The sequence below is a fragment of the Rhodopseudomonas sp. genome (assembly GCF_048594845.1).
Taxonomy (GTDB): Bacteria; Pseudomonadota; Alphaproteobacteria; order Rhizobiales; family Xanthobacteraceae; genus Rhodopseudomonas.
The window spans coordinates 1-22733 of sequence record NZ_JBMDXE010000347.1; the positions used below are offsets into that span (position 1 = coordinate 1).

At 65.7% G+C, this 22733-nt stretch carries 16 protein-coding genes; 3 read left to right on the plus strand and 13 right to left on the minus strand.

The window, feature by feature from the left end; all coding sequences use genetic code 11:
• Together ACOJTD_RS23550 and ACOJTD_RS23555 are read right to left on the minus strand one after the other, a co-directional pair.
• Positions 1-496, minus strand: a 496-nt coding sequence (locus tag ACOJTD_RS23550; protein ID WP_420135269.1) for an ABC transporter permease, incomplete at its 3' end; no start/stop codon positions are given.
• Positions 497-769: 273 nt separating this feature from the next.
• Positions 770-2431 carry an ABC transporter substrate-binding protein gene (locus tag ACOJTD_RS23555; protein ID WP_420135270.1) on the minus strand — a complete coding sequence of 554 codons (1662 nt, stop codon included), beginning with the start codon at positions 2429-2431 and terminating at the stop codon, positions 770-772.
• Between the two features lie 195 nt (positions 2432-2626).
• On the opposite strand from ACOJTD_RS23555, the gene ACOJTD_RS23560 reads away from it, so the two are divergent.
• Together ACOJTD_RS23560 and ACOJTD_RS23565 are read left to right on the plus strand one after the other, a co-directional pair.
• Positions 2627-4204, plus strand: a complete 1578-nt coding sequence (locus ACOJTD_RS23560) for an ABC transporter substrate-binding protein (protein ID WP_420135294.1) — start codon at positions 2627-2629, stop codon at positions 4202-4204.
• A 610-nt stretch (positions 4205-4814) separates the two neighbouring features.
• A complete protein-coding gene (locus ACOJTD_RS23565; protein WP_420135271.1) occupies positions 4815-5780 on the plus strand; it encodes an ABC transporter substrate-binding protein in 966 nt (321 codons plus the stop codon).
• A gap of 168 nt (positions 5781-5948) precedes the next feature.
• On the opposite strand, the gene ACOJTD_RS23570 is transcribed toward ACOJTD_RS23565, so the two are convergent.
• The 8 genes from ACOJTD_RS23570 to ACOJTD_RS23605 are packed head-to-tail and all read right to left on the minus strand — an operon-like array spanning position 5949 to position 17526.
• The gene (locus ACOJTD_RS23570; protein ID WP_420135272.1) at positions 5949-6896 is read right to left on the minus strand and encodes a hypothetical protein; all 948 of its coding nucleotides are present in this window, start codon (positions 6894-6896) and stop codon (positions 5949-5951) included.
• Between the two features lie 11 nt (positions 6897-6907).
• Entirely contained in the window at positions 6908-10216 is a 3309-nt protein-coding gene (locus tag ACOJTD_RS23575; protein WP_420135273.1) for a carboxyl transferase domain-containing protein, read from the minus strand.
• A gap of 42 nt (positions 10217-10258) precedes the next feature.
• On the minus strand, positions 10259-11971 hold the full coding sequence (locus ACOJTD_RS23580) for an AMP-binding protein (RefSeq protein WP_420135274.1): 1713 nt from the start codon (positions 11969-11971) through the stop codon (positions 10259-10261).
• A gap of 28 nt (positions 11972-11999) precedes the next feature.
• The gene (locus tag ACOJTD_RS23585; protein WP_420135275.1) at positions 12000-12875 is read right to left on the minus strand and encodes an ABC transporter permease; all 876 of its coding nucleotides are present in this window, start codon (positions 12873-12875) and stop codon (positions 12000-12002) included.
• Positions 12872-13828, minus strand: a complete 957-nt coding sequence (locus ACOJTD_RS23590; RefSeq protein ID WP_420135276.1) for an ABC transporter permease — start codon at positions 13826-13828, stop codon at positions 12872-12874. The genes ACOJTD_RS23585 and ACOJTD_RS23590 overlap by 4 nt, the downstream gene beginning before the upstream one ends.
• A 46-nt stretch (positions 13829-13874) precedes the next feature.
• Positions 13875-15428 (minus strand): ABC transporter substrate-binding protein, encoded by a 1554-nt coding sequence (locus tag ACOJTD_RS23595; protein WP_420135277.1) that lies wholly within the window; start codon positions 15426-15428, stop codon positions 13875-13877.
• Positions 15429-15448: 20 nt separating this feature from the next.
• A complete protein-coding gene (locus tag ACOJTD_RS23600; RefSeq protein ID WP_420135278.1) occupies positions 15449-16471 on the minus strand; it encodes an ABC transporter ATP-binding protein in 1023 nt (340 codons plus the stop codon).
• Positions 16471-17526 (minus strand): ABC transporter ATP-binding protein, encoded by a 1056-nt coding sequence (locus ACOJTD_RS23605; protein ID WP_420135279.1) that lies wholly within the window; start codon positions 17524-17526, stop codon positions 16471-16473. Before ACOJTD_RS23605 ends, ACOJTD_RS23600 begins: the two co-directional genes overlap by 1 nt.
• A 304-nt stretch (positions 17527-17830) precedes the next feature.
• Here ACOJTD_RS23605 and ACOJTD_RS23610 point away from each other — a divergent pair, with 304 nt between their 5' ends.
• Positions 17831-18619, plus strand: a complete 789-nt coding sequence (locus ACOJTD_RS23610) for a GntR family transcriptional regulator (protein WP_420135295.1) — start codon at positions 17831-17833, stop codon at positions 18617-18619.
• Between the two features lie 3 nt (positions 18620-18622).
• Here the strand turns inward: ACOJTD_RS23610 and ACOJTD_RS23615 are convergent, their stop codons facing one another.
• The 3 genes from ACOJTD_RS23615 to ACOJTD_RS23625 all read right to left on the minus strand — a co-directional run bounded on the left by ACOJTD_RS23615 (position 18623) and on the right by ACOJTD_RS23625 (position 22712).
• Positions 18623-19009 carry a RidA family protein gene (locus tag ACOJTD_RS23615; RefSeq protein ID WP_420135280.1) on the minus strand — a complete coding sequence of 129 codons (387 nt, stop codon included), beginning with the start codon at positions 19007-19009 and terminating at the stop codon, positions 18623-18625.
• 24 nt (positions 19010-19033) lie between these two features.
• Complete coding sequence (locus ACOJTD_RS23620) at positions 19034-21370, minus strand: acetamidase/formamidase family protein (RefSeq protein ID WP_420135281.1); 2337 nt, start codon at positions 21368-21370, stop codon at positions 19034-19036.
• Between the two features lie 100 nt (positions 21371-21470).
• Positions 21471-22712 (minus strand): acetamidase/formamidase family protein, encoded by a 1242-nt coding sequence (locus ACOJTD_RS23625; protein WP_420135282.1) that lies wholly within the window; start codon positions 22710-22712, stop codon positions 21471-21473.
• Positions 22713-22733: the final 21 nt, after the last annotated feature.

Below are 22733 nucleotides of genomic sequence, written 5' to 3' on the forward strand. Positions count from 1 at the left end.
CGACCGCGGGCAGCCAGTTGAGCTGCACGGAGAAGATGATCACCAGCACCATGCCAAGCCAGTAATGCGGCACGGAGACGCCGGCGATCGCGATCGAGGTCGACACCTTGTCGATCCAGGTGTCGCGGAAGTAACCGGCCAAGAGGCCGAACAGTAGCCCAAACGAGAACCCGATGATCGCTGCGGCGATCGCCAGCATCACGGTGTTACTCACCGCGCGCAGCACCTCGGCCAGCACCGGACGGCCGGTGGCGATCGAATTGCCGAGATCGCCGTGCAGCGCCTTCCACAGCCACAACCCGAACTGCACCGGCAGCGGCCGGTCGAAGCCATAGGCGGCACGCAGCTGCGCCGCGAGTTCCTGCGACGCGTCGGCCGGCAACACCGCCACCAGCGGATCGCCGGGCGTGATGTGCACCAGCATGAAGCAGACCAGCGCGACGCTGATCACGATCGGGATCACATAAACGAGGCGGCGGGCGATGTAGACGAGCACTGGTTGTTCCTTACGGCGCAACTTGAGAAGGCGGATGAGTCTCCAGATTGGAAACCCCTCCTTCGTCAAGCCCGGCCATGACGTCGAGAGTTAGTGCGACCGGGCCGCGCATTAAGCGACCCGTCAGAAGCAGGCATCAGCCCCGTCATTGCGAGCGAAGCGAAGCTATCCACAGCGCAGTGCACGGAGCTGGATTGCTTCGTCGCTGAGCCTGCACTCGGACGGCGCGTAGCGCCGATCCGGGTGCTCCTCGCAATGACGAGACGCCCCCACTTAAGGCGCGATCGTCACCGGCGAGAAGTCGACGAACCAGCTCTTCGGTTGCACGAAGCCCTTGATCTTTGGGCTCAGCGCGCGCGGGCCGACGTCGTGGGCGACGTAGAGGAACGCGGCGTCGTCGATCGAAGCGGCGTTCAGCTCCGCCAGCGCCTTGTCGCGCTCCTTCTCGTCGAACGAGGTGCGGGCCTTCTTCACCAGCTCGTCGAACTTCGGGTTGTTGATGAAGCCCCAATTGTTCGACACCGGCGGCGCCATCGACGACTGCAGGAAGCGCACCAGCGCGAAGAACGGGTCCATCGCCGCGTAGGTGATGTTGACCGCGTCGCTGCCGTTGGCGCTTGGATCCTTGACGCCGCGGCGCCAGTTGGTGAACAGCGTATTCCATTCGATGACGTCGAGCTTGACGTCGAAGTAGCACTCGGCCAGCGCCTGCTGCAGATACTCGTTCATCGGCAGCGGCAGCATCTGGCCGGAGCCGGATGCCGAAGTCTGGATCTTGACGCTGAGCTTCTTGGTCGGGCCGAAGCCAGCTTCCTTCATCAGCTTCTGGGCGGCGGGCAGATCGTACTTGATCTGGAACGTCGGGTTGCCGCGCCACGGATGGCCGGGCTCGAAGGTGCCGGTCGCCGGCACCATCAGGCCCGCCAGCAGGCCGTCACGCAATCCTTCGCGATCGATGCACAGGTTCGCGGCCTTTCGGACGCGGATGTCGTTCCAGGGCGAGCCTTCGATGCGCGAGAACTGCCACGGCCAGACGTGCGGCTGCTCGTTCTTCTCGATCTTGAAGCCGCGGCCCTCGATCTCCTTCACCGCATCCGGCGCCGGCGCTTCGACCCAGTCGACCTGACCGGCAAGCAGCGCCGCGGTGCGCGCATTGGCTTCCGGCATCGGCAGCAGCACCATGCGGTCGGCCTTCGGCACCCGCGCCTTGTCCCAGTAATTGTCGTTCTTGACCAGTTCGAGCCGCTCGCGCGGCGTAAACTTCGCCATCTTCCACGGGCCGGTACCGGCCGCGTCCTTGGCGAACGCCGCCCACGCGGCCTGCGACTTCGCCTTGGCGTCGGCGCCTTCGGCGCGCTCGTACAGCACCTGCCACTTCGCCGGGCTGACCATGAACAGATTGGTGAGGTTGATCGGCAGGAAGCTGTCGGGCTCCTTGGTGGTGAGCTCGACAGTCATGTCATCGATCTTCTTCGCCGATACCAGCGTCGGCATGCGCGACGCGGTAACGCCGACCTGGCTGGCGTCGAATTGCGGCGCCTCCTTGTTCAGGACCTTGTCGACGTTCCACACCACGGCGTCCGCGTTGAACGGCGTGCCGTCGTGGAAGGTGACGCCCGGGCGCAACTTGAAGATCCACTTGGTCTTGTCGGCATCCTCGACCTTCCACTCGGTGGCGAGGCCGGGGATTACCACGCTGGCCTTGGTGGCGGACGACAGATCCCACATCGTCAGCCCGTCATACATCGTCAGGCCGGTGAAGCGGTTGCCTTCGAAGCCCTGATCGGGCTGGCCCAGCGTGCGCGGAATGTCCGCCGCCGTCATACCGATCCGCAGCACGGTTTCGGCGGCGGCGAGATGAGGCAGCGCCATGGCGCTGACGGTGGCCAAAGCGAACAGCGCGGTGGTACGGCGGAGAACGCGAAGGTGACGCATGCTGGAAACTTCCCGTGTGACTAATTTGTGCGCTGCATTATGCAATGCGTGTGCCACCCAAAGCGGCAGGATCGTTGGCACACAAATAAATGCGACCTCTCGCCTCAGGCGGTCCGAATTGGCACTCGCATTGCAAGCTTCTGCGCCATCGTCATGAGGAGATCAGTTGCAATGAAGCGACTTGGAAGTGCGTTGATGCTGGCCGCGATGATCGCCGCCGCGGGCGTCGTCGGCCCCGCGCGAGCCGAATCCGTGGTGCGTTACGGCATCTCGATGGCCGATATTCCGCTGACTACGGGCCAGCCGGACCGCGGCGCCGGCGGCTATCAGTTCACCGGCTACACCATCTACGATCCGCTCGTGGCCTGGGAAATGAACGTGGCCGATCGCCCCGGCAAGCTGGTGCCGGGCCTCGCGACCGAATGGAAAGTCGACGACGCCGACAAGACCAAGTGGCGCTTCACCCTGCGCAAGGGCGTCAAGTTTCACGACGGCAGCGACTTCAACGCGGACGCCGTGGTCTGGAATCTAGACAAGGTGCTCAATGAAAAGGCACCGCAGTTCGACAAGCGCCAGAGCGCGCAGGTCAAGACCCGGCTGCCGTCGGTGAAGAGTTACGCCAAGATTGATGATTACACGGTGGAGATCACCACCAAGGCGGTCGACTCGTTCTTCCCGTATCAGATGCTGTGGTTCCTGGTGTCGAGCCCGACGCAGTACGAGAAGGTCGGCAAGGACTGGGACAAGTTCGCGGCGAATCCGTCCGGCACCGGACCTTTCAAGCTGACCAAGCTGGTGCCGCGGGAACTCGCGGAGCTCACCAAGAACAACGACTACTGGGATAAGTCGCGGCTGCCGAAGACCGACAAGCTGATCCTGGTGCCGATGCCCGAAGCGCTGACCCGTACCAACGCGCTGCTCGCCGGTCAGGTCGACCTGATCGAGACGCCCGCGCCGGACGCGGTGCCGCAGCTCAAATCGGCCGGCATGAAGATCGTCGACAACGTAACGCCGCACGTCTGGAACTATCACGTCAGCGTGCTGCCCGGTTCGCCCTGGACCGACATCCGGCTGCGCAAGGCGCTCAACCTCGCGATCGATCGTGACGCGGTGGTCGGCCTGATGAACGGCCTCGCCAAGCCGGCGATCGGACAGGTCGACCCGTCGAGCCCATGGTTCGGCAAGCCGACCTTCAAGATCAAGTACGATCTCGCCGAAGCCAAGCGGCTGGTGAAGGAAGCGGGCTACTCGCCCGAGAAGCCGCTGAAGACCACCTTCATCATCGCCACCGGCGGCACCGGCCAGATGCTGTCGCTGCCGATGAACGAGTTCCTGCAGCAGAGCTTCAAGGAGATCGGCATCGACGTCGAGTTCAAGGTGGTCGAACTCGAAGTGCTGTACACCGCGTGGCGTAAGGGCGCCGCCGACGAAAGCATGGCGGGCATCACTGCCAACAACATCGCTTACGTCACCTCGGACCCGCTCTACGCGATCGTGCGGTTCTTCCACTCCGGCCAGGTCGCGCCGGTCGGCGTCAACTGGGGCGGCTACAAGAACCCGAAGGTGGACGCGCTGATCGACGAGGCCAAGACCACGTTCGATTCCGCCAAGCAGGACGATCTGCTGGCGCAGGCGCACGCCCAGATCGTCGACGACGCCGCGCTGGTCTGGGTCGTCCACGACACCAACCCGCACGCGCTGTCGCCGAAGGTGAAGAGCTTCGTGCAGGCCCAGCACTGGTTCCAGGACCTGACCACGATCGGCCTGCAGTAAGCTGCAACGGACGACGTCGTCCCAGAGGCTGCGCACCCGCGCAGCCTCTTTTTTTGACCGACACGTACAGCGCACAAGTTCATCCCAGCCGGGTTAAAATACGAACGATCGTTCTAACTACGCGCGGACAAATAGCCACGGTCGCGGCGACGCACTCGTTAGCTGAACCATGTAGTGGCCGGCACGAAGTACACAACTTCTACCCGTAGCTGGGGTCAGCGCCTCCCGGGGATTTTTTGTGCTTCGCAACAACCAAACCCCTTCTTATCTCGCACTGCCAGATAACACCGCGCCGCACAAAACAGCATCCCACGAGTTCCCGAACAGCAACTAATTACCGCAGCGTTGTTGATTGTCGTTGACGGCCTCCCACGCCGCGGTCACATTTTGCCGCATGACACCGATCGCGCTGAGCGAATCGAACGGCAATGATCGCCCGCCATGTCCGGGCGCAGCGTCGCTGCACGCGCGACCATTCCCCATCACAGATGTGTTCGAAACGTCCCGGCAGGCGTCACGCCTCACGGAGGCACGCCCCGTGGACTAATCGAACGACCTTGGGCTCGGCCATAAAAACAAGATCAAGAAGATCAATACGGGAGGATTCGAGATGAACATGTTTCGCCGACTGGCGCTGGCATCGCTCGCCGCGGTCGCTCTGGTGACCGGCCCCGCCCAGGCGGCCGATACAATCCGCATCGGCCTCCCGACCAAAAGCTATTGGCCGACGACGATCGCCGAGACCGCCGTGCGGCAGAGGCTGTTCGACAAGGAAGGCCTGCGCGCCGAACTCACCGTGTATCGCAGCGGTGCCGAAAGCTTCGAAGCGCTCGCCGCCGGCGCGGTCGACATGACCCTCGATCCGCCGACGCTGGTCGCCGCCGGGCGGCGCAAGGGCGTGCTGTCGCGGATAGTCGCCAAGGCGTCGATGGGCAATTACGGCTGGCAACTCATGGTGCCGGCCAACTCGAACCTCGACCTCAAGGCCCTGAATGGCCGCAAGGTCGGCATCACCGCGGCGGGTTCGAGCTCCGATCTGCTGGCGCTGTGGACCGGGCAGGATGCCAAGATCGAGTTCGCGCGCACCCCCGTCGGCGGCAACGGCCTCGTTTCAAATCTGCTCGGCGGCAAGGTCGACGCCGCCGTGGTGTATTCCCCGCTCAGCCTTCAGCTCACCAAATCCGGCGAGGCCAAGGCCGTGCTGGACTACGCCAAGGCGGTGCCGCCCAACCTGACCCAGGGCTGGATCGTGCTCGACCGCTTCGCCGACACCAGGGGCCGGCTGGTCCAGAAAGCGCTCAACGCACTATACGGCGCGGTCGACTTCATGCGCGCCAATCGCGACGTCACCGTCAAGCTGATCGCGGAGCTGTATGAAATTCCGCCGGAGATCGCGGCGCTGGAATACGACACCACGATCATGAAGCTGGAGACCAACGGCAGCATGGCCGGCGCGCAGATCCGCGATGCCGTACAACTCTCACTCGATCTCGCCCGTGTCGGCAGCCCGCGCGACGTCGTGCCCGCCGACGACATCATCTCGGCCAAGTTCGAGCCGGTGCCGACCAAGCTGTGAGCGCGGCGCGCGTCTCGTCTGTGGACGTCCTCTCAACGCGTCATGCCCGGCCTTCTGCCGGGCATCCACGCCTTGCAGCATGGGCCGCGAAAGACGTGGATGGCCGGGACAAACCCGGCCATGACGAACGCAGGAGCCTGATGCGAGGTCGCTAGTTCGACGCTGGCACTACGCGCCCTTCTTCAGCTCCGCATATTCCTGCTCATAAGCGGCGTAGGAGTCTTTCAGCGTCGCCGAGTTGAGCAGCATGGTGGCGACGAGGCGGCCGGCGCTGTCGAAGGCTTCGGTGCGCGCCCACAGGCTTTCGGTGCGCTTGCTGCCGGACAGCGCCACAACCTTGCGCTGGATCCGGTAGCTCTCGCCGACGAACAGCGGGCCGGCGATCAGCCGGATCTCCTGATCGGCGAACAGGCCGACGGCCGGGCCGCGCACCGGCAGGCCGTCCTGCTTGCTGACGTGCTGGAACAGCACGCTGAGCATCTCCATCGGAATGATCGGCCGCCCCCACGGCGACGCGTCGCGATAATACGGGGACGGCTCGGTGATCACCTTGAGCTTGTCAGCCAGCGAGAACGGATACAGCTCGCCCATGTGCTGGTCGGCATCCATTTTCACGGTCTGCGGCGTGGTGGTCATGCCGACCGTGATGTCGCGCAGGATCACCGCGTCGGTCAGCGGCTTCAATTCGGTCAGCCGCTGGTCGAGCGCCGAGGTCGGCGCATCGGTGCCGACCGACGCACTGCCGCGCAGAATTTCAGTGCCGTCGCGCTTGACCATGCGGATCGTCGTATGGCGCGCGCCGTTCGCCGGCTTGTCGACGATCGCCTGCACCTCCTCGCCTTCATACGCGGCGTTGCGATAATGCGCCGAGAGACAACCGGTCTCGAACCATTCCCGGCCCCACAGCCGCTCGCCCAGCGGCGCGAACTGGCTGAAATGCGTCGGCCCCTCGATGGTGCCGCCCTTGAAGCCGAGCTTCTGCGCGGTGGCGTCGTCGTGGATCGAGGCGTGCGAGTCGTAGACCTGCGCGTGCAGCATCTGCCGCGGCTGCCGCCACGGCCCGGCCAGCGCTGTGCCGGTGTCGTCGATCGGCGTGTCGAAAGCGGCTGTGCTCATCGTTTGCTCCATTACCAGGTATCGACGCAGGGCCGCTTGCGTTCGGTGCGTTCCGGCGGGGTCGGCACCGAGCGCAGGCCGGCCATGATCCAGCGCCGCGTCTCGGCCGGGTCGATCACGTTGTCGATCTCGAACACCGAAGCGATCGAGGTCGCCTTGCCGTTAGCGTACATCTCGGCGACCTTGTTCTTGTAGTAGGTCTCGCGCTCGACCGGATCGGCGATCGCCTCCATCTCCTTGCGGAAGCCGAGCCGAACATAGCCTTCCAGCCCCATGCCGCCGAACTCGCCGGTCGGCCACGCCGCGGTGAAGAACGAGGCGTGGAAGCCGCCGCCGATCATCGACTGCGCGCCGAGGCCATAGCCCTTGCGTAGCACGATGCCGAACAGCGGCACCGTGAGACTCGCGCCGGTGACGAACATCCGCGCGACGTGGCGCACGATTGCGGTCTTCTCCGCTTCCGGTCCGACCATGAAGCCGGGCGTATCGCACAGCGACACGATCGGAATGTCGAACGCATCGCACAGTTGCAGGAAGCGCGCCGCCTTGTCGCCGGCCGGCGCATCGATGGCGCCGCCGAGATGCTTCGGGTTGTTGGCGATCAGGCCGAACGGCTTGCCTTCGATCCGGATGAAGGCGGTGACGATGCCGACGCCGAAATCGCGACGCAGCTCCAGCACCGAATCCTCGTCGGCGATCAGCTCGATGACGTGGCGAATGTCGTAGACGCGCAGACGATTTTCCGGGATCGCGCGGCGCAGCAGCCGCTGGTCCGCCGCACGCCACTCGGCCACCGGGCCCTGGAAATACGACAGATACTTCTGCGCGACCCGCGTCGCCTCTTCCTCGTCCTCGACCAGGATATCGACCACGCCATTCGGCGACTGGAACGACACCGGGCCGACTTCGGCGGGGTGATACACGCCGAGGCCGCCACCCTCGATCATCGCCGGCCCGCCCATGCCGATCGAGGCATTTTGGGTCGCGATGATGACATCGCAGCAGCCGAGCATCGCCGCATTGCCGGCGAAGCAATAGCCGGAGACGACGCCGATCACCGGCACCAGCCCCGACAGCCGTGCAAATTGCAGGAACGACGGACCGTCGAGCCCGGTCAGGCCGAGCCGGTCGGTGTCGCCCGGACGGCCACCGCCGCCTTCGGCGTAGAACACCAGCGGCATCCGCCATTGCTCGACCAGCGTCAGCATGCGGTCGATCTTCTTGTGGTTCATGTGGCCCTGGGTGCCGGCCAGAACCGTGTAGTCGTAGGAGATCACCATGCAGCGCGCGTCGTGCTCGCCGAACTGCTTGGCGTTCACGGTGGCGACGCCGGCGACGAGACCATCGGCCGGCGTGTTCTTGATCAGGTCGTCGAGCGCGCGGCGACGGCGCTGGCCGGCGATCGCCAGGCTGCCGTATTCCATGAACGAGCCTTCGTCGACGAGCTGCGCGATATTCTCACGCGCGGTGCGCTGATTGGTCTTGCGCCGCCGAGCCACCGAATCCGGCCGGTTCTCGTCGAGCGTGATGCCCTGCCGCGCCAGTAGTTCGGCAAGGTCGGGGCGGATGTGGTCGAGATCGATCTCGGCTTCCTCGGCCGCCTGATCGCCCTCGACGTCCTGCGGCTCGAGATACAGGATCGCTTCGCCCTGCATCAGCGTCACCCCGTCGGCGGTGACGATGCGGCGGATGCGGCCACCCTGCTCGGCCGTGACCAGATGCTCCATCTTCATCGACTCGAGCACCGCGAGCTGCTGCCCCGGCCGCACCACGTCGCCCTCCGCGACGGTGATCGCCACCACGGTCCCCTGCAGCGGCGCGATGATCGACACCGTGCCTTCCGGCGCAGCTTCGGTCGCGGCCTTGCTATGCCCTTGTTGCGCTTCGCCGCCCGGAAGCGCCACCAGCGGCGCGCCGAGCTTCTCCGCAGCGCCGACGAGATCGGCGACATTGCGATCGATGAACGCGGTGCTGACGCGATTGGCTTTAAAATCCGGATGCGCCAGGATCGCCTGCAGCAGTGCGCTATTCGTCTCGACGCCGGCGATGCGGAATTCACGCAGCGTCCGCGCCGCCTTGGCGACCGCGTCCGGCCATTGGCCAGGCGCATGCACGATCACTTTGGCGAGCAGCGAGTCGAACGCCGCGCTGGTCTTGTAGCCCGCATAGCCGAACGTATCGACGCGCACGCCCGGCCCCGCCGGCGGTTCGAACACGCCGAGGATGCCGCCGCTCGGATGCGTGGCGCCGCTCGCGTCCATCGTCTCCATGTTGACGCGCAGCTGGATCGCGAAGCCGCGCGGCCGCGGCGCATTCGCCTGATCGAGCCCGAGCGACTGAAGCGTTGCGCCGCCCGCCACCGCGATCTGCGAGCGGACCAGGTCAACCCCGAGGACTTCCTCTGTGACGGTGTGCTCGACCTGCAGCCGCGGATTGGCCTCGATGAATGCGAACGCGCCCTCACCATCACCACCGTCGCCATCAACGAGAAACTCGAACGTGCCAAGACTGTCGTAGTTCGCTGCCTTCGCCAACTTCACGGCCGATTCGACGATCCGCGCCCGCAGCGCATCACTCAGCGACGGGCTCGGCGCGATCTCGATCAGTTTCTGGTTGCGGCGCTGGATGGTGCACTCGCGTTCCCACAGATGGCTGATAGCACGGTGCTGATCGCCGATGATCTGCACCTCGATATGCCGCGCATTGCGGATCAGCCGTTCGGCATAGACGCCGTCACTGCCGAACGCCGCCTTGGCTTCGGACTGACAGCGCGCGTAGGCTTCGCCGAGATCCTCGGCGCGCTCGACCACGCGCATGCCGCGGCCGCCGCCGCCGGCCATCGCTTTGATCATCACCGCCGCATTGGCACCGAGCGAGGCGAAGAACGCCTGGATGTCCTCCAGCGTCGACGGCCCCTGGGTGCCGGCAATGATTGGCACTCCCGACTTCTTGGCAAGTTGCCGTGCCGCAACTTTGTCACCGAATAGCCTCAAGGCTTCGGGCGACGGACCAATGAACCGGATACCTTCCTCGGCGCAGCGCCGGGCCAGGTCGGCGTTCTCGCTGAGGAAGCCGTAGCCGGGATGCAGCGCATCACAATGCGCCGCCTTGGCGGCTTCGATCACCGCCTCGATATCGAGATAAGCCCGCGCGCCGCGCCCCGGAATTTCCCGCGCCTCATCGGCGATGCGTAGATGCAGCGACGCCGCATCGTCCGACGGATAGATCGCCACACTGGCGAGCCCGGCATCGGCCGCGGCCCGCGCGATGCGGATCGCGATCTCGCCGCGGTTGGCGATCAGTAACTTACGAAACGACATGCGACTTTCCTCATCCCAATCATCGGCAGCGCCGCCGCGCGATCAGCGCGCGTTGGCGTCGAGTTCTTGCTTCTTCACTTTGCCGGTCGCAGTCATCGGCAAGGCGTCGATGATGCGGATCTCCGGCACTTTGTAGACCGCCATCCGCTCGGCACACCAGGCCTGCAACTCGGCCGGCGTGATACTGCCTTCGGCTTCCGGCTTGAGCTGAATGAAGGCGACCGGCACCTGACCCTTGCCCGGGTCGTCGCGGCCGACCACGCCGGAGCCCAGCACTGCGGGATGCTGGCCGAGCAGCGCCTCGATCTCCGGCGGAAACACGCTCATGCCCTTGACCTTGAGCATCTCCTTGCGCCGGCCGAGGAAATGCAGGAAGCCCTGCGGATCGATGGTGCCGATGTCGCCGGTACGCAGCCAGCCGTCGACCAGCGACTGCGCGGTCGCCTCCGGCTTATTCCAATAGCTCTTCAGCAGCGATGGCGTCCGCACCCGAATCTCGCCTTCGCCGCCGAGCGGCACGAGCTCGCCGGTTTCGAAGTCCGTGATCTTGAATTCGGCGCCCGGCACCGGCAGGCCGACGAAGATCGGCTGCGAGTTCAGATCAAAATCATCGCCCTGAAAGCCGACCGTGAAGGTGTTCGACGTGTGGGTCTCGGTCATGCCCCACGAGGCTTCGGTGAGGATCGTGCCGGTGAGATCCTTCCAGCGCTTGCGATAGTCCGGATTGAGCTTCTTGACGAAGGAGACGACGCGCACCTGCTTCAGCGACGACAGGTCGAACTCCTTGAAGCGCGGATGGTCCATCAGCTCGACCGCGCCGTCGACAGGCATCGCGGTGACGCCGACCTTGTAGCGATCGATCGCCGACAGCACGCCGAGCGCATCCCAGCGCGCCAGCAGCACCAGCGTGGCGCCGGCGAACAGCGGAAAGATCAGGCCGAAGTTCTCGCCGGCGATCCAGAACTCGGGAAAGAATGACAGGAACACGCTGCGCTCGTCGGCGACAACCGAGATGCCGTGATTGGCGGCGGCGGTGTACACCATGTCGCCCTGCGTATGGACACAGCCCTTCGGCATGCCCGTCGTACCACCGGTGTAGTTCAGCGCCGCGACGTCGTCGAGCGACGCCGCCGACAGCGGCTCCGGCGTCGGCATCGCCGCCAGCGTCGGCAGCAGATCGGTCGCGCCGGTCACCGCCACGCGCGGGCTGCTGACAGAGTCTGGCACCGGGATCGACGGCGCGGCAGGGATCACGTCGGCGAAGCTGGTAACGATCACCTCGCGCAGCTTGGTCTCGCCGCGCACCTGATCGACCACCGAGGCGAGCTGATCGAGCGCCACGATCACTTCGGCGTCGGTGTCGTTGAGCTCGTAGGACAGCTCGAACGCGCGCGACAGCGGGCTGACCGGCACATGGATTGCGCCGAGCTTGAGGATGCCGAAGAACACCATGTGGAACTGCGGGCAGTTCGGCAGGAACACTGCGACGCGATCGCCCTTGCGCACGCCCTTCTGCATCAGCAGCGCCGCGAACCGGTCGCTGAGCTGATCGAGCTCCGCATAGGTCGTGACGTGGCCGTAGAAGATCACGGCGGGCCGCTCCGGCGCTCGCTTCGCCCAGGCGCGCAGATATTCGCTGAGTGCGATCTCGCCGTGCGGATAGCGCGGCTCGGTCGGCAGGCCCTTCGGCCAGGCCTTGGCCCACAGATCGTGCAGGTTTGCGAGATAGTCGGCTTCGGCCGCGCTGGCGCTCATGTCGTCGTCCTTGTTGTTCTTGCTTGTCTCAATTGCGCTTCATGGTCGGATCGAGCGCGACCCGCAGCGATTCACCGAGCGTGTTGTAGGCCAGCGCGGTGAACAGGATCGCCAGGCCGGGCGGATACATCTGCTCCGGCGCGATCTCCATGTTCTGATAAGCGCGGGCCAGCATCGCGCCCCAGCTCGGATCCGGCGGCTGGATGCCGAGCCCGAGGAAGCTGAGGCTGGCCTCGGCGAGCAGCGCAGCAGCGAGCAGCAACGTCACCTGCACGATCACCGGCTGGATCGCGTTCGGCAGTACGTGCCGCCACAGGATGCGCGTGGTCGAACTGCCGAAGCAGCGCGCCGCGTCCACATAGAGCTCGTGCCGCACCACCAGCGTCCGCGCGCGGACCAGCCGCGCGAGCTGCGGCGAGAACACGATGCCGACCGAGATCATGCCATTGGTAAGACCGATGCCGAGCGCACCGGTGACGGCGATCGCCAGCACGATGGCGGGGAACGACAAGAAGCTGTCGATGACCCTGCTGATCACGGTGTCGACCCAACCGCCGAGATAGCCGGCCAGCACGCCGACCGGCACGCCGATCAGCACCGCGATCGCCACCGCCAGAAAGCTTGCATACAGCGACGCCATGCCGCCATACATCAGCCGGCTGAGCGTATCGCGGCCGAGATCGTCGGCACCGAGCCAGTGCTCGGCCGACATCGGCGCCAGCGACGCGTTGACGTCCTGCGCCAGCGGATCATACGGCGACAGCCACGGCGCAAGCACCGAGACCACGAACAGCACGAGCAGGAACAACAAACTGATCGCGCCGCGAATATCCGACACGAACCAGCGCGCGAGTTTACGCATCCGCCGCGGCCGGTGCGGCGCCGTCATCGCCAGGTCGGTCATGAGGCGATCCTCGGATCGAGCACGCTGTACAGGATGTCGGTCAGCAGATTGAGCGACACCACGATCAGCACCATGGTGAAGACCACGCCCTGCACCACCGGGAAGTCGCGGTGCATCGCGGCGTTGACGATCAGGCCGCCCATGCCCGGGATGGCGAACACCGCCTCGACCACCACGGTCGCGGCCAGCATCCGGTTGGCCAGCAGGCTGATGACGGTGAGCAGGTTGACGCTGACGTTCTTGAGGCCGTGGCGCCACAGGATCGACGACGGCGGCAATCCCTTGGCGTGCAGCGTGCGCACCGCCTGGGACGACAGGATCTCGACCAGCGACGAGCGCAGCTGCCGCGCCACTTCGGCGATGCCGCCCGAGGCCAGCGCAAGCGCCGGCAGAATGGCGTGGCTGAGCGACGCCCAGGGATCCTTGAAGAACGACACCGCGCCTGTGGCCGGCAGCCAGCCCAGCTGCAGCGAGAAGAACGCCACCAGCAGCATTCCGAGCCAGAAATTCGGCACCGCGACGCCGAGCGATGCGATCGCCATCACGATGCTGTCGATCCACGAGCCAGGCTTGGTGGCCGCCGCGATGCCGAGCGGCACGCCGATGATCATCGCGGTGAGCAGCGCCAGCACGACGATCAGCAGCGTGTGTGGCAGGCAGCGCTGGATCGATGCCAGCACCGATTCATTCGACACCAGCGAGCTCGACAGATCGCCCTGCACGGCCTTGGCCAGCCATGAGCCGTACTGCATCAGGAACGGCTGGTTCAGCCCATATAGCTCGCGGATCTCGGCAATGCGCTGCTCCGAAGCGTTGTCGCCGGCGAGCGTCACCGCGACGTCGCCCGGCACCAGCTTGAGCAGGCCGAACACGATGAAGGTGGACAGCACCACGACCGGGATCGCCTGCAGCAGCCGGCGGCCGATGATGTGAAGTCGTGCGGCGTTCAACATGGGTTTCTTCCGGAACGGGCGCCGCGAGGACCGCGGCGCCGTTACCTCACGCCAGAGAGATGTTTTCGAACTTCGGCTTGCCGAGCAGATTGGGCTTGAAGCCCTTGACCTTCGACGTCAGCGCATCAAGTTCGAACTGGAACGCCAGCGGAGCTGACAGCGCCTGCTCCACGGTGATGCGCTGGATCTTGGCGAACACCTCGGCGCGCTTGGCGAGATCTTCGCTGGCGCGGCTCTCCTGGATGAGCTTGGACAATTCCGGATCGGCCGTGCGGCCGGCGTTGTAGTAGGCGCCTTTGTCGAAGCCGAGCCCGTAAGTCATGCTCGGATCGGGACGGCCGGTCCAGGCCGATACCAGCAGATCGAATTTCTTCTCCTGCGCGAAGAATTGCGCGCTGATTTCCGCGATGGTGCCGCGGGTGAACTTCACGCGGATGCCGGCCTTGCCGAGCTGATCCTGGATGACCTCGCCGCGACGCACCGAATCCTGATCGGTGTAGCCGCCGATCGTCAGATCGATGCCATCCTTGTAGCCGGCCTCGGCGAGCAGTTGCTTGGCCTTGGCGATGTCGTGCGGATAGGTGTTGGCGACGTCCTTGTTGTAAGCCCAGTGCGAACTCGGCAGCGTCATCCGCGCCGGCTCGCCGAGGCCGCTCAGCGCCGCCTTGACGAAGGTGTCGCGGTCGAACGCGAAATTGATCGCTTGCCGGACCTTGAGATTGTCGAGCGGTGCGCGGGCGTAGTTGAAATACACCTGGATGCAATACAGCGTCGGTGACGACACAAGCGTCAGATCCTTGGCACGTTCGATCACCGGCTTCAGGCGGGCCGGCAGTTGGAACGCCATGTCGTTCTGGCCGGCCACCACCGAGCGCAGCGCCGTGGCGTTCTCGGTGATGATGTTGAACTCGATGCCGTCGAGATACGGCCGGCCCTTGCGCCAGTAGTTCTCGTGGCGCGTCACCACGATGATCTCGTTGTCGTTCCAGCGTACCAGTTTCCACGGCCCGGCGCCGACCGCCTTGCGATCGGTCTCGTTGCCGAGAGCCTTGAGGTTGGTCGGCGACACCATCATGCCGGCGCGGTCCGACAGGATCGCCGGCAGCGCCGTGTCGGGATTCTTCAGCTTCAGCGTCACCTGCAGCGGCCCGGTGACGTCGACCGCTTCGATGCTGGCGAGATCCGGCTTGATGTTGGAGCGCTGGTCGGTGCGGTTACGGTCGAGGTTGAACTTGACGGCCTCGGCGTCCATCGGCGTGCCGTCGTGAAACTGGATGCCGGGCGTGATGTCGAGCACCATCGTGTTGGCGTCGGGATACGACCATTTCGCCATGCCGGGCTTCGGCTTCAGCGTCTCGTAGTCCCACTCCACCAGCGTGTCGTACATCGTCCAGAGAATGCTGTGATCCGAGCCGGCGCCGCCAGTGGCAGGATCAAGCGACGACGGGTTGGCGGGCGCGGCCACCTTCAGCACGCCGCCTTTCTTGGGCTCCTGCGCCAGCGCCGGCAGGCCGAGCGCGCTGGCCGCGACGCCGCCGCCGATCAGCGCCAGAATGTCACGGCGACGCAGCGTTCGTCCGCCCAGATCGTACACGCGCATGGTTATCCTCCCGATGATGATTAGGACGCGGCTTGCGCCGGCTGATTGTTCGGCGGCGGCCCGGCGGCCGTGGCGAAATGGCAGGCGACGCGATGCCCGGGCCGGACATCGCGCCAGGCCGGCATCTCCTCGGCGCAGCGCGGCTGCACCGAGGGGCAGCGCGTGCGGAAGCGGCAGCCGGACGGCGGCGCCACCGGGCTCGGAATCTCGCCTTCGAGAATGATGCGACGATCGACCCGCAGATGCGACGGCAGCGGAATCGGCTCGGCCGACAACAGCGCGCGCGTGTAGGGATGCAGCGGCCGCTCGATGACATCTTCGGCGGGCCCAAGCTCCATCAGCTTGCCCAGATACGTCACCGCGATGCGATCCGAGATGTGCGACACCACCGAGATATCGTGGGTGATGAACACGTAGGTCAGGCCGAATTCGCGCTGCAGGTCGGCGAACAGATTGAGCACGTCGCCGCGGATCGAGACGTCGAGCGCCGCCACCACTTCGTCGCAGACGATGACTTTGGGCCGCAGCATCAGCACGCGCGCGATGTTGACGCGCTGCTTCTGGCCGCCGGAGAGCTGATGCGGATAGCGGTCGGCCGCCTCGGCGGAAAGCCCGACCCGCTCCAGCATCGCGATGCCGCGCTGGCGCCGCGAGGCCGTGTCACCCTCGCGCAAAATCTCGAGCGGCTCGACCACGCTGTCGATGATGGTCATCCGCGGATTGAGCGCGGCGTTGGGATCCTGAAAGATGATCTGATAGTCGCGGCGATGCTGCCGGAACGCCTTAGCGCCAAGCTTCTCGGGATCGGTGCCGTCGTGCAGGATCTGACCTTCCGTCGGCCGCAGCAGCGACACCAGCGCGCGGCCGAGCGTCGTCTTGCCCGAGCCGGATTCGCCTATCACCCCGAAGGTTTCGCCGGCCTGGACCGCGAAGTCCATGCCGTCGATCGCCTTGACGGTCTCGCGTCCGTCGCGGGACGGAAACAGGATGCGCAGATCGCGCACGGCCAGGATGCCGGCATTGTTGGAGTTCGGCGCCGCCATCAGTTCACCGCTCCCGGCAGGATCAGTTCGGGCGCGCGCCAGCAACGTGCCGCATGCGACGGGTCGAGCGCCACCATTCGCTGCTCCTGTTCGCATCCCGGCGCCGCGTAGGCGCAGCGCGAGCGGAAGCGGCAGCCGGCCGGCATCGCCTGCGGCGACGGCACGCGGCCCGGGATCGACGACAGCACGCCGCGACGCTGACTGAGCCCCGGGAGCGAGCGGAGCAGTCCGGACGTGTAGGGATGGCGCGGCCGCGTCAGCACGTCGTCGACCGGGGCGTCCTCGACCACTTCTCCCGCATACATCGTGATCATGCGGGTGCAGGTCTCGGCGACGACGCCGAGGTCATGGGTGATGAAGATCAGCGCCGTGCCGGTGCGTTCGCTCAGCGAGCGGAGGAGATCGGTGATCTGCGCCTGGACGGTGACGTCGAGCGCGGTGGTGGGTTCGTCGGCGATCAGCAGCTTCGGCTTGCAGATCAGCGCCATCGCGATCATCACGCGCTGACGCATGCCGCCCGAGAGCTGATGCGGAAATTCATCGCAGCGCCGCTCCGGCGCCGGAATGCCGACCTCGCGCAGCGCCGCGATGGCCCGCTCGCGGCCTTCCGCCTTGCTGACCGGGAAATGAACACGATAGGCTTCGCTGATCTGATCGCCGACGGTGAACACCGGATCGAGCGCGCTCATCGGCTCCTGAAAGATCATCGCGATGTCGCGGCCGCGCACCGCCCGCATCCGCCGCGGCGTCAGCTTCAAGAGGTCCGTGCCGTCGAACAGCACGTCGCCGTCGATGCGCGCCGACTGCGTCGGCAGCAGCCGCAGCAGCGACAGGCCGGTCACGGTCTTGCCGCAACCGCTTTCGCCGACCAGGCCGACGCGCTCGCCGGGCGCGATGGAGAAACTCACATTGCGGGTCACCGGCAGCGCGCCCTGCGCCGTGGTGAACGACAGCGAAAGATTGCGGACGTCGAGCAGCGGCTGCGCGCCCGCGGCCGGATGCACCGAGAGCGACGGAGGATGCCACGACGTGTGGGGTTCGATTTGCCCCGTCATTCGCCGCGACATTGCAAAGGCTGGTGGATGCAGCGCGCGATGCGCGACAGCGAACGTCCGGCTCCGACGCTTTCGCCATCGGGCCACAGGCATGGCCGGGCACGTGCCGGCGCTTGCGTGATCGCCATCATCATCCTCCCATCCGCGGCACTCGGCTGCGGCTCGTCGCGTTTTCGGCTTGCTGCCGATTTCGGTACGCGACGCCCGCAATCAAACGGCACGGATTGTCGATTGTCAACAATTGACGATAGGGCTACTTTGTCCCACGCTACGGACGCACCAACGGGAGAGCGCTTTGGGAACGATGGATCGCAGTTCGCCGGCTGCGAGGGGCGGTCAGCACGAACGCCGTTTCGCGCCGCGCACGCTGCCCGATCAGGTCGCCGAAGAGCTCGGCGCCGAGATCGTTTCCGGCCGGCGCAAGGCCGGCGCACGCTTGGTCGAGATCGATCTGGCGCAGGAGTTCGGCGTCAGCCGCGGGCCGATCCGCGAGGCGATCCGCATTCTCGAACGCCGGCGGCTGGTCGAGCTGCTGCCGCGACGCGGCGCTTACATCAAGCCGGTGTCGCTGAAATCCGTGGCGGATCTGTTCAACGTCCGCACTGCGCTGTCGGCCCTGGCGGTGCGCACAATGGCGACATCGCCGGTCGAGAGCTACATCGACACGCTGGCGCGGCGTTGTGACGAACTGAAGGCACAGGTCGAGGTCGGCGATCCGATCGCGTTTGCGCGCACGACGACGCGCGCGGTCAAGACGATCGCGCGCGGCTCCGGCAACGACCTGCTGGTCGAACTGCTGACCGACCTCGCCAACCAGACGGTGTGGACGACGATCTGGAAATCACCACTCGATTACCACACGATCGAGATACGGCTGGCGTCCGCCAACTTGATGACGTCGACCTTGAAGGCGATCCGGCAGCGCAAGCCGAACGCCGCCGAAACGCATTTCCGCCAGTTGCTGGAAGGCGACCGCGACCGCGCGCTGGCGACCCTGTCGGAGATTCGCGGCGAAGCCTTCGACTTCAGCGCGCTGGATCATGCGGACGCATCGGGCACGGCGCTGCAGGCGCTCGCCGCGCGGCCCGCCTAGCTCTCACCCCGGACGGCGGCACACGAGATCGATTTCGACCAGTGCGTCGTAAGCCAGCCCGGTGACGCCGACGCAGGTGCGCGCCGGCAGGCGGCCTTCCGGGAAGTAGCTGCGATAAGTCTCGTTCATCTCGGCGTAGTCGCGCTTGAACTCGGTCAGATAGATTCGGCTCATCACGATGTGCTCGAGGCCTAAGTTCAGGCCGGCGAGCACGACACGCAGATTTTCCATCACGGCGCGGGTCTGCGCCACGATGCCGTCGGGCAACACGCCCGGCGTCTTCGGCGTATCGGGCATCTGGCCGGTGACGAAGACGAAGCCGTCGGTTTCGACGGCATGGCTGAACGGCGCAACCGGCTTCGGTCCGCCGGGGATCATGTGAAACTTCAAGACAGGCCTTTCGTGAGATGAAGATCAGGCGCGCGCGTCGGCGAACACCTGTTTGCTGAGAATGGCGTGGACGCCCCAATTGCCGTCCACCACCTGGGTGACGCCGAAATCGACCGCGACCGACATCAGCGCGATCGCCTCGTCCTCGGTCAGTCCCTTGATGCTCATCAGGAAGCGCCGCATCTTGCGGAACGCGTCCTTCATGGCGAGATCGAGCGACGAGGTCGCGTAGACTTCGCTCTGCCCCTTTGCGCCGAACTCGGCCAGATAGTTGGGGTGGCTGAACCCCATCAGCACCCAGTCGGTCGCGGTTTCGATCAGCGGATAGGTCAGATCGGCGAACGGCTTGTCGGCGAGATCGGCCTTCTTGTGCAGGATCACCTCGAAGGTGCCGGTCATCGAACATTCGATCGCGGTGCCGCCGAGCTCGCCGTCGCCCTGCGCGGCGTGCGGATCGCCGACTGAGAGCAACGCGCCCGGTACCGACACTGGCAGATAGATCGTCGAGCCCTTGCCGAGTCGCCAATTGTCGAGATTGCCGCCGAAGTACGCGGGCGGCACCGAGTCGACGAAGTCGGCTTCACGCGGCGCCAGCGCGATCACGCCGAAATGCGGTCGCAGCGGAATCCGCACGCCGTCGAGCACGTCGTGCCGCCGCCGCACCGAGGACGGCTGCACCGGCACGCCTGGATAATCATACGTGGTGTGCACCGTGCCGAACGGATCGACCTGCGGAGCCCAGCGATACGAATAGGCCGCGCGTGCATAGGGCGCCGCGTCGTCGGCAAAGATCTCGTAGATCGTCACCGCCTCGTGGGAATGCTGCTCGGCGAGGAATTCCTTGTAGTGATAGCCCCACCACGCGGCGACGCTGCTGCCGAACACCCGACCCTTGAAGTCGGGGTTACGGCTGACGCGCGGCACGATGTCGAGGATGCGGATTTCAAGTACGTCGCCGGGCTGCGCGTCCTTCACCGCCACCGGCCCGGTGCAGATGTGCACGCCAAAACCTTCGCCGGCGCCGCGGCCGTAGATCGAGGCATCGAGCGGCCCGGCGCCGCGGCGGTCGACGTTCTTCTGGTCGTGCGTCCAGTGAAACACGCTCTCGGCGCCGGCATCGCCGCTGATCATCCGCTCGGGATCGTCGGAGGCGTGCTGCGTCAGCGTCTCGATGGTGATCGTGTCGCCCGACGCGATCTCGATCTGCGGCGGCAGCGAGCGGCTGAAATACCCCCAATGCACGCGCGAGGCGTCGGCGGCGAGGTGATGATGCTGCGGCGTGGTCTCAGTACAAAAATCCGATGCCGGAAAATCGGCGGCCGGCCGGCGAGCAGCCGATGCGGTAGGCTGATTGCGCAGTTGCACCAGTGCCTGCTGCGGCCAGCCGCGCTGCGCGGCCGCGGCGGCTGTGGCGGCATGACGCTCGGCCTCGGCCTGGCGATATTCGCGCGGCGACACCCCGAAGCGATGGCGGAAGGCGCGGCTGAAATGCGCCGAGTCGTTGAAGCCGGCGCGGAACGCGATCTCGGAAATCGAATGATGCGCCTCGGCCGGATTGGCCAGATCCGCACAGGTTCGCTGCAGGCGGCGTTCACGCAAGTAATGCGTGAAGCTGGAGCCGGTGCCGCCGAACAGCTTTTGCAGGTAGCGCTCGGAGATGCCCTCGGCAGCCGCGACTTTCGCCGGCGTCAGATCCGGATCGTCGAGCCGGCGCTCGATCGCCTGACACAGACGCTGCAACGTCGCCGCCTTGCTGGCGGTACCGGGATTAAGATCGGATGGCGCTGGCGCCTGCCGCATCAGCGTCGGCAGCAGATCGGCGAGGCCCTGCGCGGCGGCCGACCACTCGACATCGGATAGTACTTCAAGATGCCGCGCCGCGGCTTCCATCATCCGCACGAACATCTCGCCGAAGCCACTGGGCGCGATCGACTGAACCTCCGTCAGCCGGGGCGCCACGGTTCGGCTGCGCACAGCGTCACACGACACCGACAACACGACGGCGCGGAAATCGCGTGAGAACGAAAGGCTCCAGCCGCTCGCTTGCGGCAGCAGTAACAGGTGCCCTGCCGCAATGATCTGATGGCCGGCCGCGGTCTTTATTGAGACGCCGTCGTCGAGCGGCAGCAGCACCAGCGGATGGTCGCCGTGCGCGTCCGCATGAGCCGTCACGGCCTGCGAGCCAGCCGACAGCGTGGCCAGCGTCACGCCGTCCGAGCTGCGGCGCACCGCGGTGGCGTGGCCGGCATGGCTGGTTGCAGCGGCGGCCGGCTGCAAGCCGAACGATGCCAGCACGTCGCGCCAAGCGTCGGGGCGCTCGCCCTCACAATACGACTCGCTGGAATAGGGACGCAGACTCATGGCTCGGCCTTCCTGACCGAAACCCTGCAACCCGCGTGCCATCCCGAAGCAGACGGCGCACTGCCCCACCACCAGCCGACTCATCGCGACGCCGCCGGACCTAGTCGCAGCGGAACACGTTCTTGCGGATCGTGCCGTGCACGCCCCAATTGGCGTCGACCACCTGGGTGACACCGAAATCGGCACCGACCGACATCAACGAGATCGCCTCGTCCTCGCTCAGGTTGTGCACCGTCATCAGGAACCGGCGCATCTTGCGGAAGGCGTCGCGCATCGCGCGGTCGAGGCTGGAGTGGTTGGCGATCTCGAGCTGCGCGTTGGCGCCGAGTTCCGCCAGATAGTTGGGATAGGTGAATCCATACACCGACCAGGCATCCGGCGTCTCCAGCATCGGATGCGTCAGGCCTTCGAGCGGCGTGCCACCGAGATCGTTCTTCTTGTGCAGGACGAACTCGAAATCGCCGGTCAGCGACGTCTCGATCGCAGTGCCGCCGAGCTCGCTGTCGCCCTGCGCGGCGTGCGGATCGCCGACCGAGAAGAACGCGCCCGGCACCGCGACCGGGTAGTACATCTTGGCGCCCTTGCCGACGCGCCAGTCGTCGATATTGCCGCCGGTGTAGCTCGGCGGGATCGAGGAGACGAAATCCTCTTCGGACGGCGCCAGCCCCATCGTGCCGAAATGCAGCCGAGCCGGCAGCTTGACGTTGCTGAGGATGTTCTCGCGCTTGATGATGGTGCGGTGATCGACCGGCACGCCCGGATAATCGATGGTCTTATGCACGATGCCGTCCGGATCGGTCTGCGGCGTCCAGACGTAATTGTACACCGCCTTTGCGAACGGCTCGCCCGAGGTGTCGAGCTCGAAGATGGTGATCACCTCGCGCGGCTTCGGCTCCTCGATAAGGTCGTGATAGTGAAAGCCCCAATTCGCCGCGACGTTGGAGCCGAAGCATTTGCCGGCATGGCATGCCTTGCAGGCCGGGCGCGGCTTGATGTCGAGAATACGCACTTCCAGCACGTCGCCAGGCTCGGCTCCTTCGATCGCCACCGGCCCGGTGAGCAGATGCACGCCGACGCCCTCGCCGGAGCCCCGAATGAACGGCCCTTCTGTCGGGCCTGAGCCGCGCCGCGCCACCGCCTTGTGCTCGCGGGTCCATTTGAACACGCTCTCGGCGCCGGGATCGCCTTCGATCATGCGCTCGTAATCGTCGCCGGCGTGGTGCGTCAGCGTCTCGATGGTGGCGCGGTCGCCGGATTTCAAGGTCAGCGCCGGCGCCACCACCTTGCTGAAATAGCCCCAATGAACGGTCTTGGGCGATACCGGGAGCAGATGATGCTTCATGCTGAGATCCTCGACGGAAAG

Coding starts and splice junctions, on each gene's coding strand:
- ACOJTD_RS23570 (WP_420135272.1), bottom strand. CDS start 6,896: ATGAGCACAGCCGCTTTCGACACGCCGATCGACGACACCGGCACAGCG.
- ACOJTD_RS23610 (WP_420135295.1), top strand. CDS start 17,831: ATGGATCGCAGTTCGCCGGCTGCGAGGGGCGGTCAGCACGAACGCCGT.
- ACOJTD_RS23565 (WP_420135271.1), top strand. CDS start 4,815: ATGAACATGTTTCGCCGACTGGCGCTGGCATCGCTCGCCGCGGTCGCT.
- ACOJTD_RS23580 (WP_420135274.1), bottom strand. CDS start 11,971: ATGAGCGCCAGCGCGGCCGAAGCCGACTATCTCGCAAACCTGCACGAT.
- ACOJTD_RS23590 (WP_420135276.1), bottom strand. CDS start 13,828: ATGTTGAACGCCGCACGACTTCACATCATCGGCCGCCGGCTGCTGCAG.
- ACOJTD_RS23600 (WP_420135278.1), bottom strand. CDS start 16,471: ATGGCGGCGCCGAACTCCAACAATGCCGGCATCCTGGCCGTGCGCGAT.
- ACOJTD_RS23575 (WP_420135273.1), bottom strand. CDS start 10,216: ATGTCGTTTCGTAAGTTACTGATCGCCAACCGCGGCGAGATCGCGATC.
- ACOJTD_RS23620 (WP_420135281.1), bottom strand. CDS start 21,370: ATGAGTCTGCGTCCCTATTCCAGCGAGTCGTATTGTGAGGGCGAGCGC.
- ACOJTD_RS23585 (WP_420135275.1), bottom strand. CDS start 12,875: ATGACCGACCTGGCGATGACGGCGCCGCACCGGCCGCGGCGGATGCGT.
- ACOJTD_RS23560 (WP_420135294.1), top strand. CDS start 2,627: ATGCTGGCCGCGATGATCGCCGCCGCGGGCGTCGTCGGCCCCGCGCGA.
- ACOJTD_RS23625 (WP_420135282.1), bottom strand. CDS start 22,712: ATGAAGCATCATCTGCTCCCGGTATCGCCCAAGACCGTTCATTGGGGC.
- ACOJTD_RS23595 (WP_420135277.1), bottom strand. CDS start 15,428: ATGCGCGTGTACGATCTGGGCGGACGAACGCTGCGTCGCCGTGACATT.
- ACOJTD_RS23605 (WP_420135279.1), bottom strand. CDS start 17,526: ATGACGGGGCAAATCGAACCCCACACGTCGTGGCATCCTCCGTCGCTC.
- ACOJTD_RS23555 (WP_420135270.1), bottom strand. CDS start 2,431: ATGCGTCACCTTCGCGTTCTCCGCCGTACCACCGCGCTGTTCGCTTTG.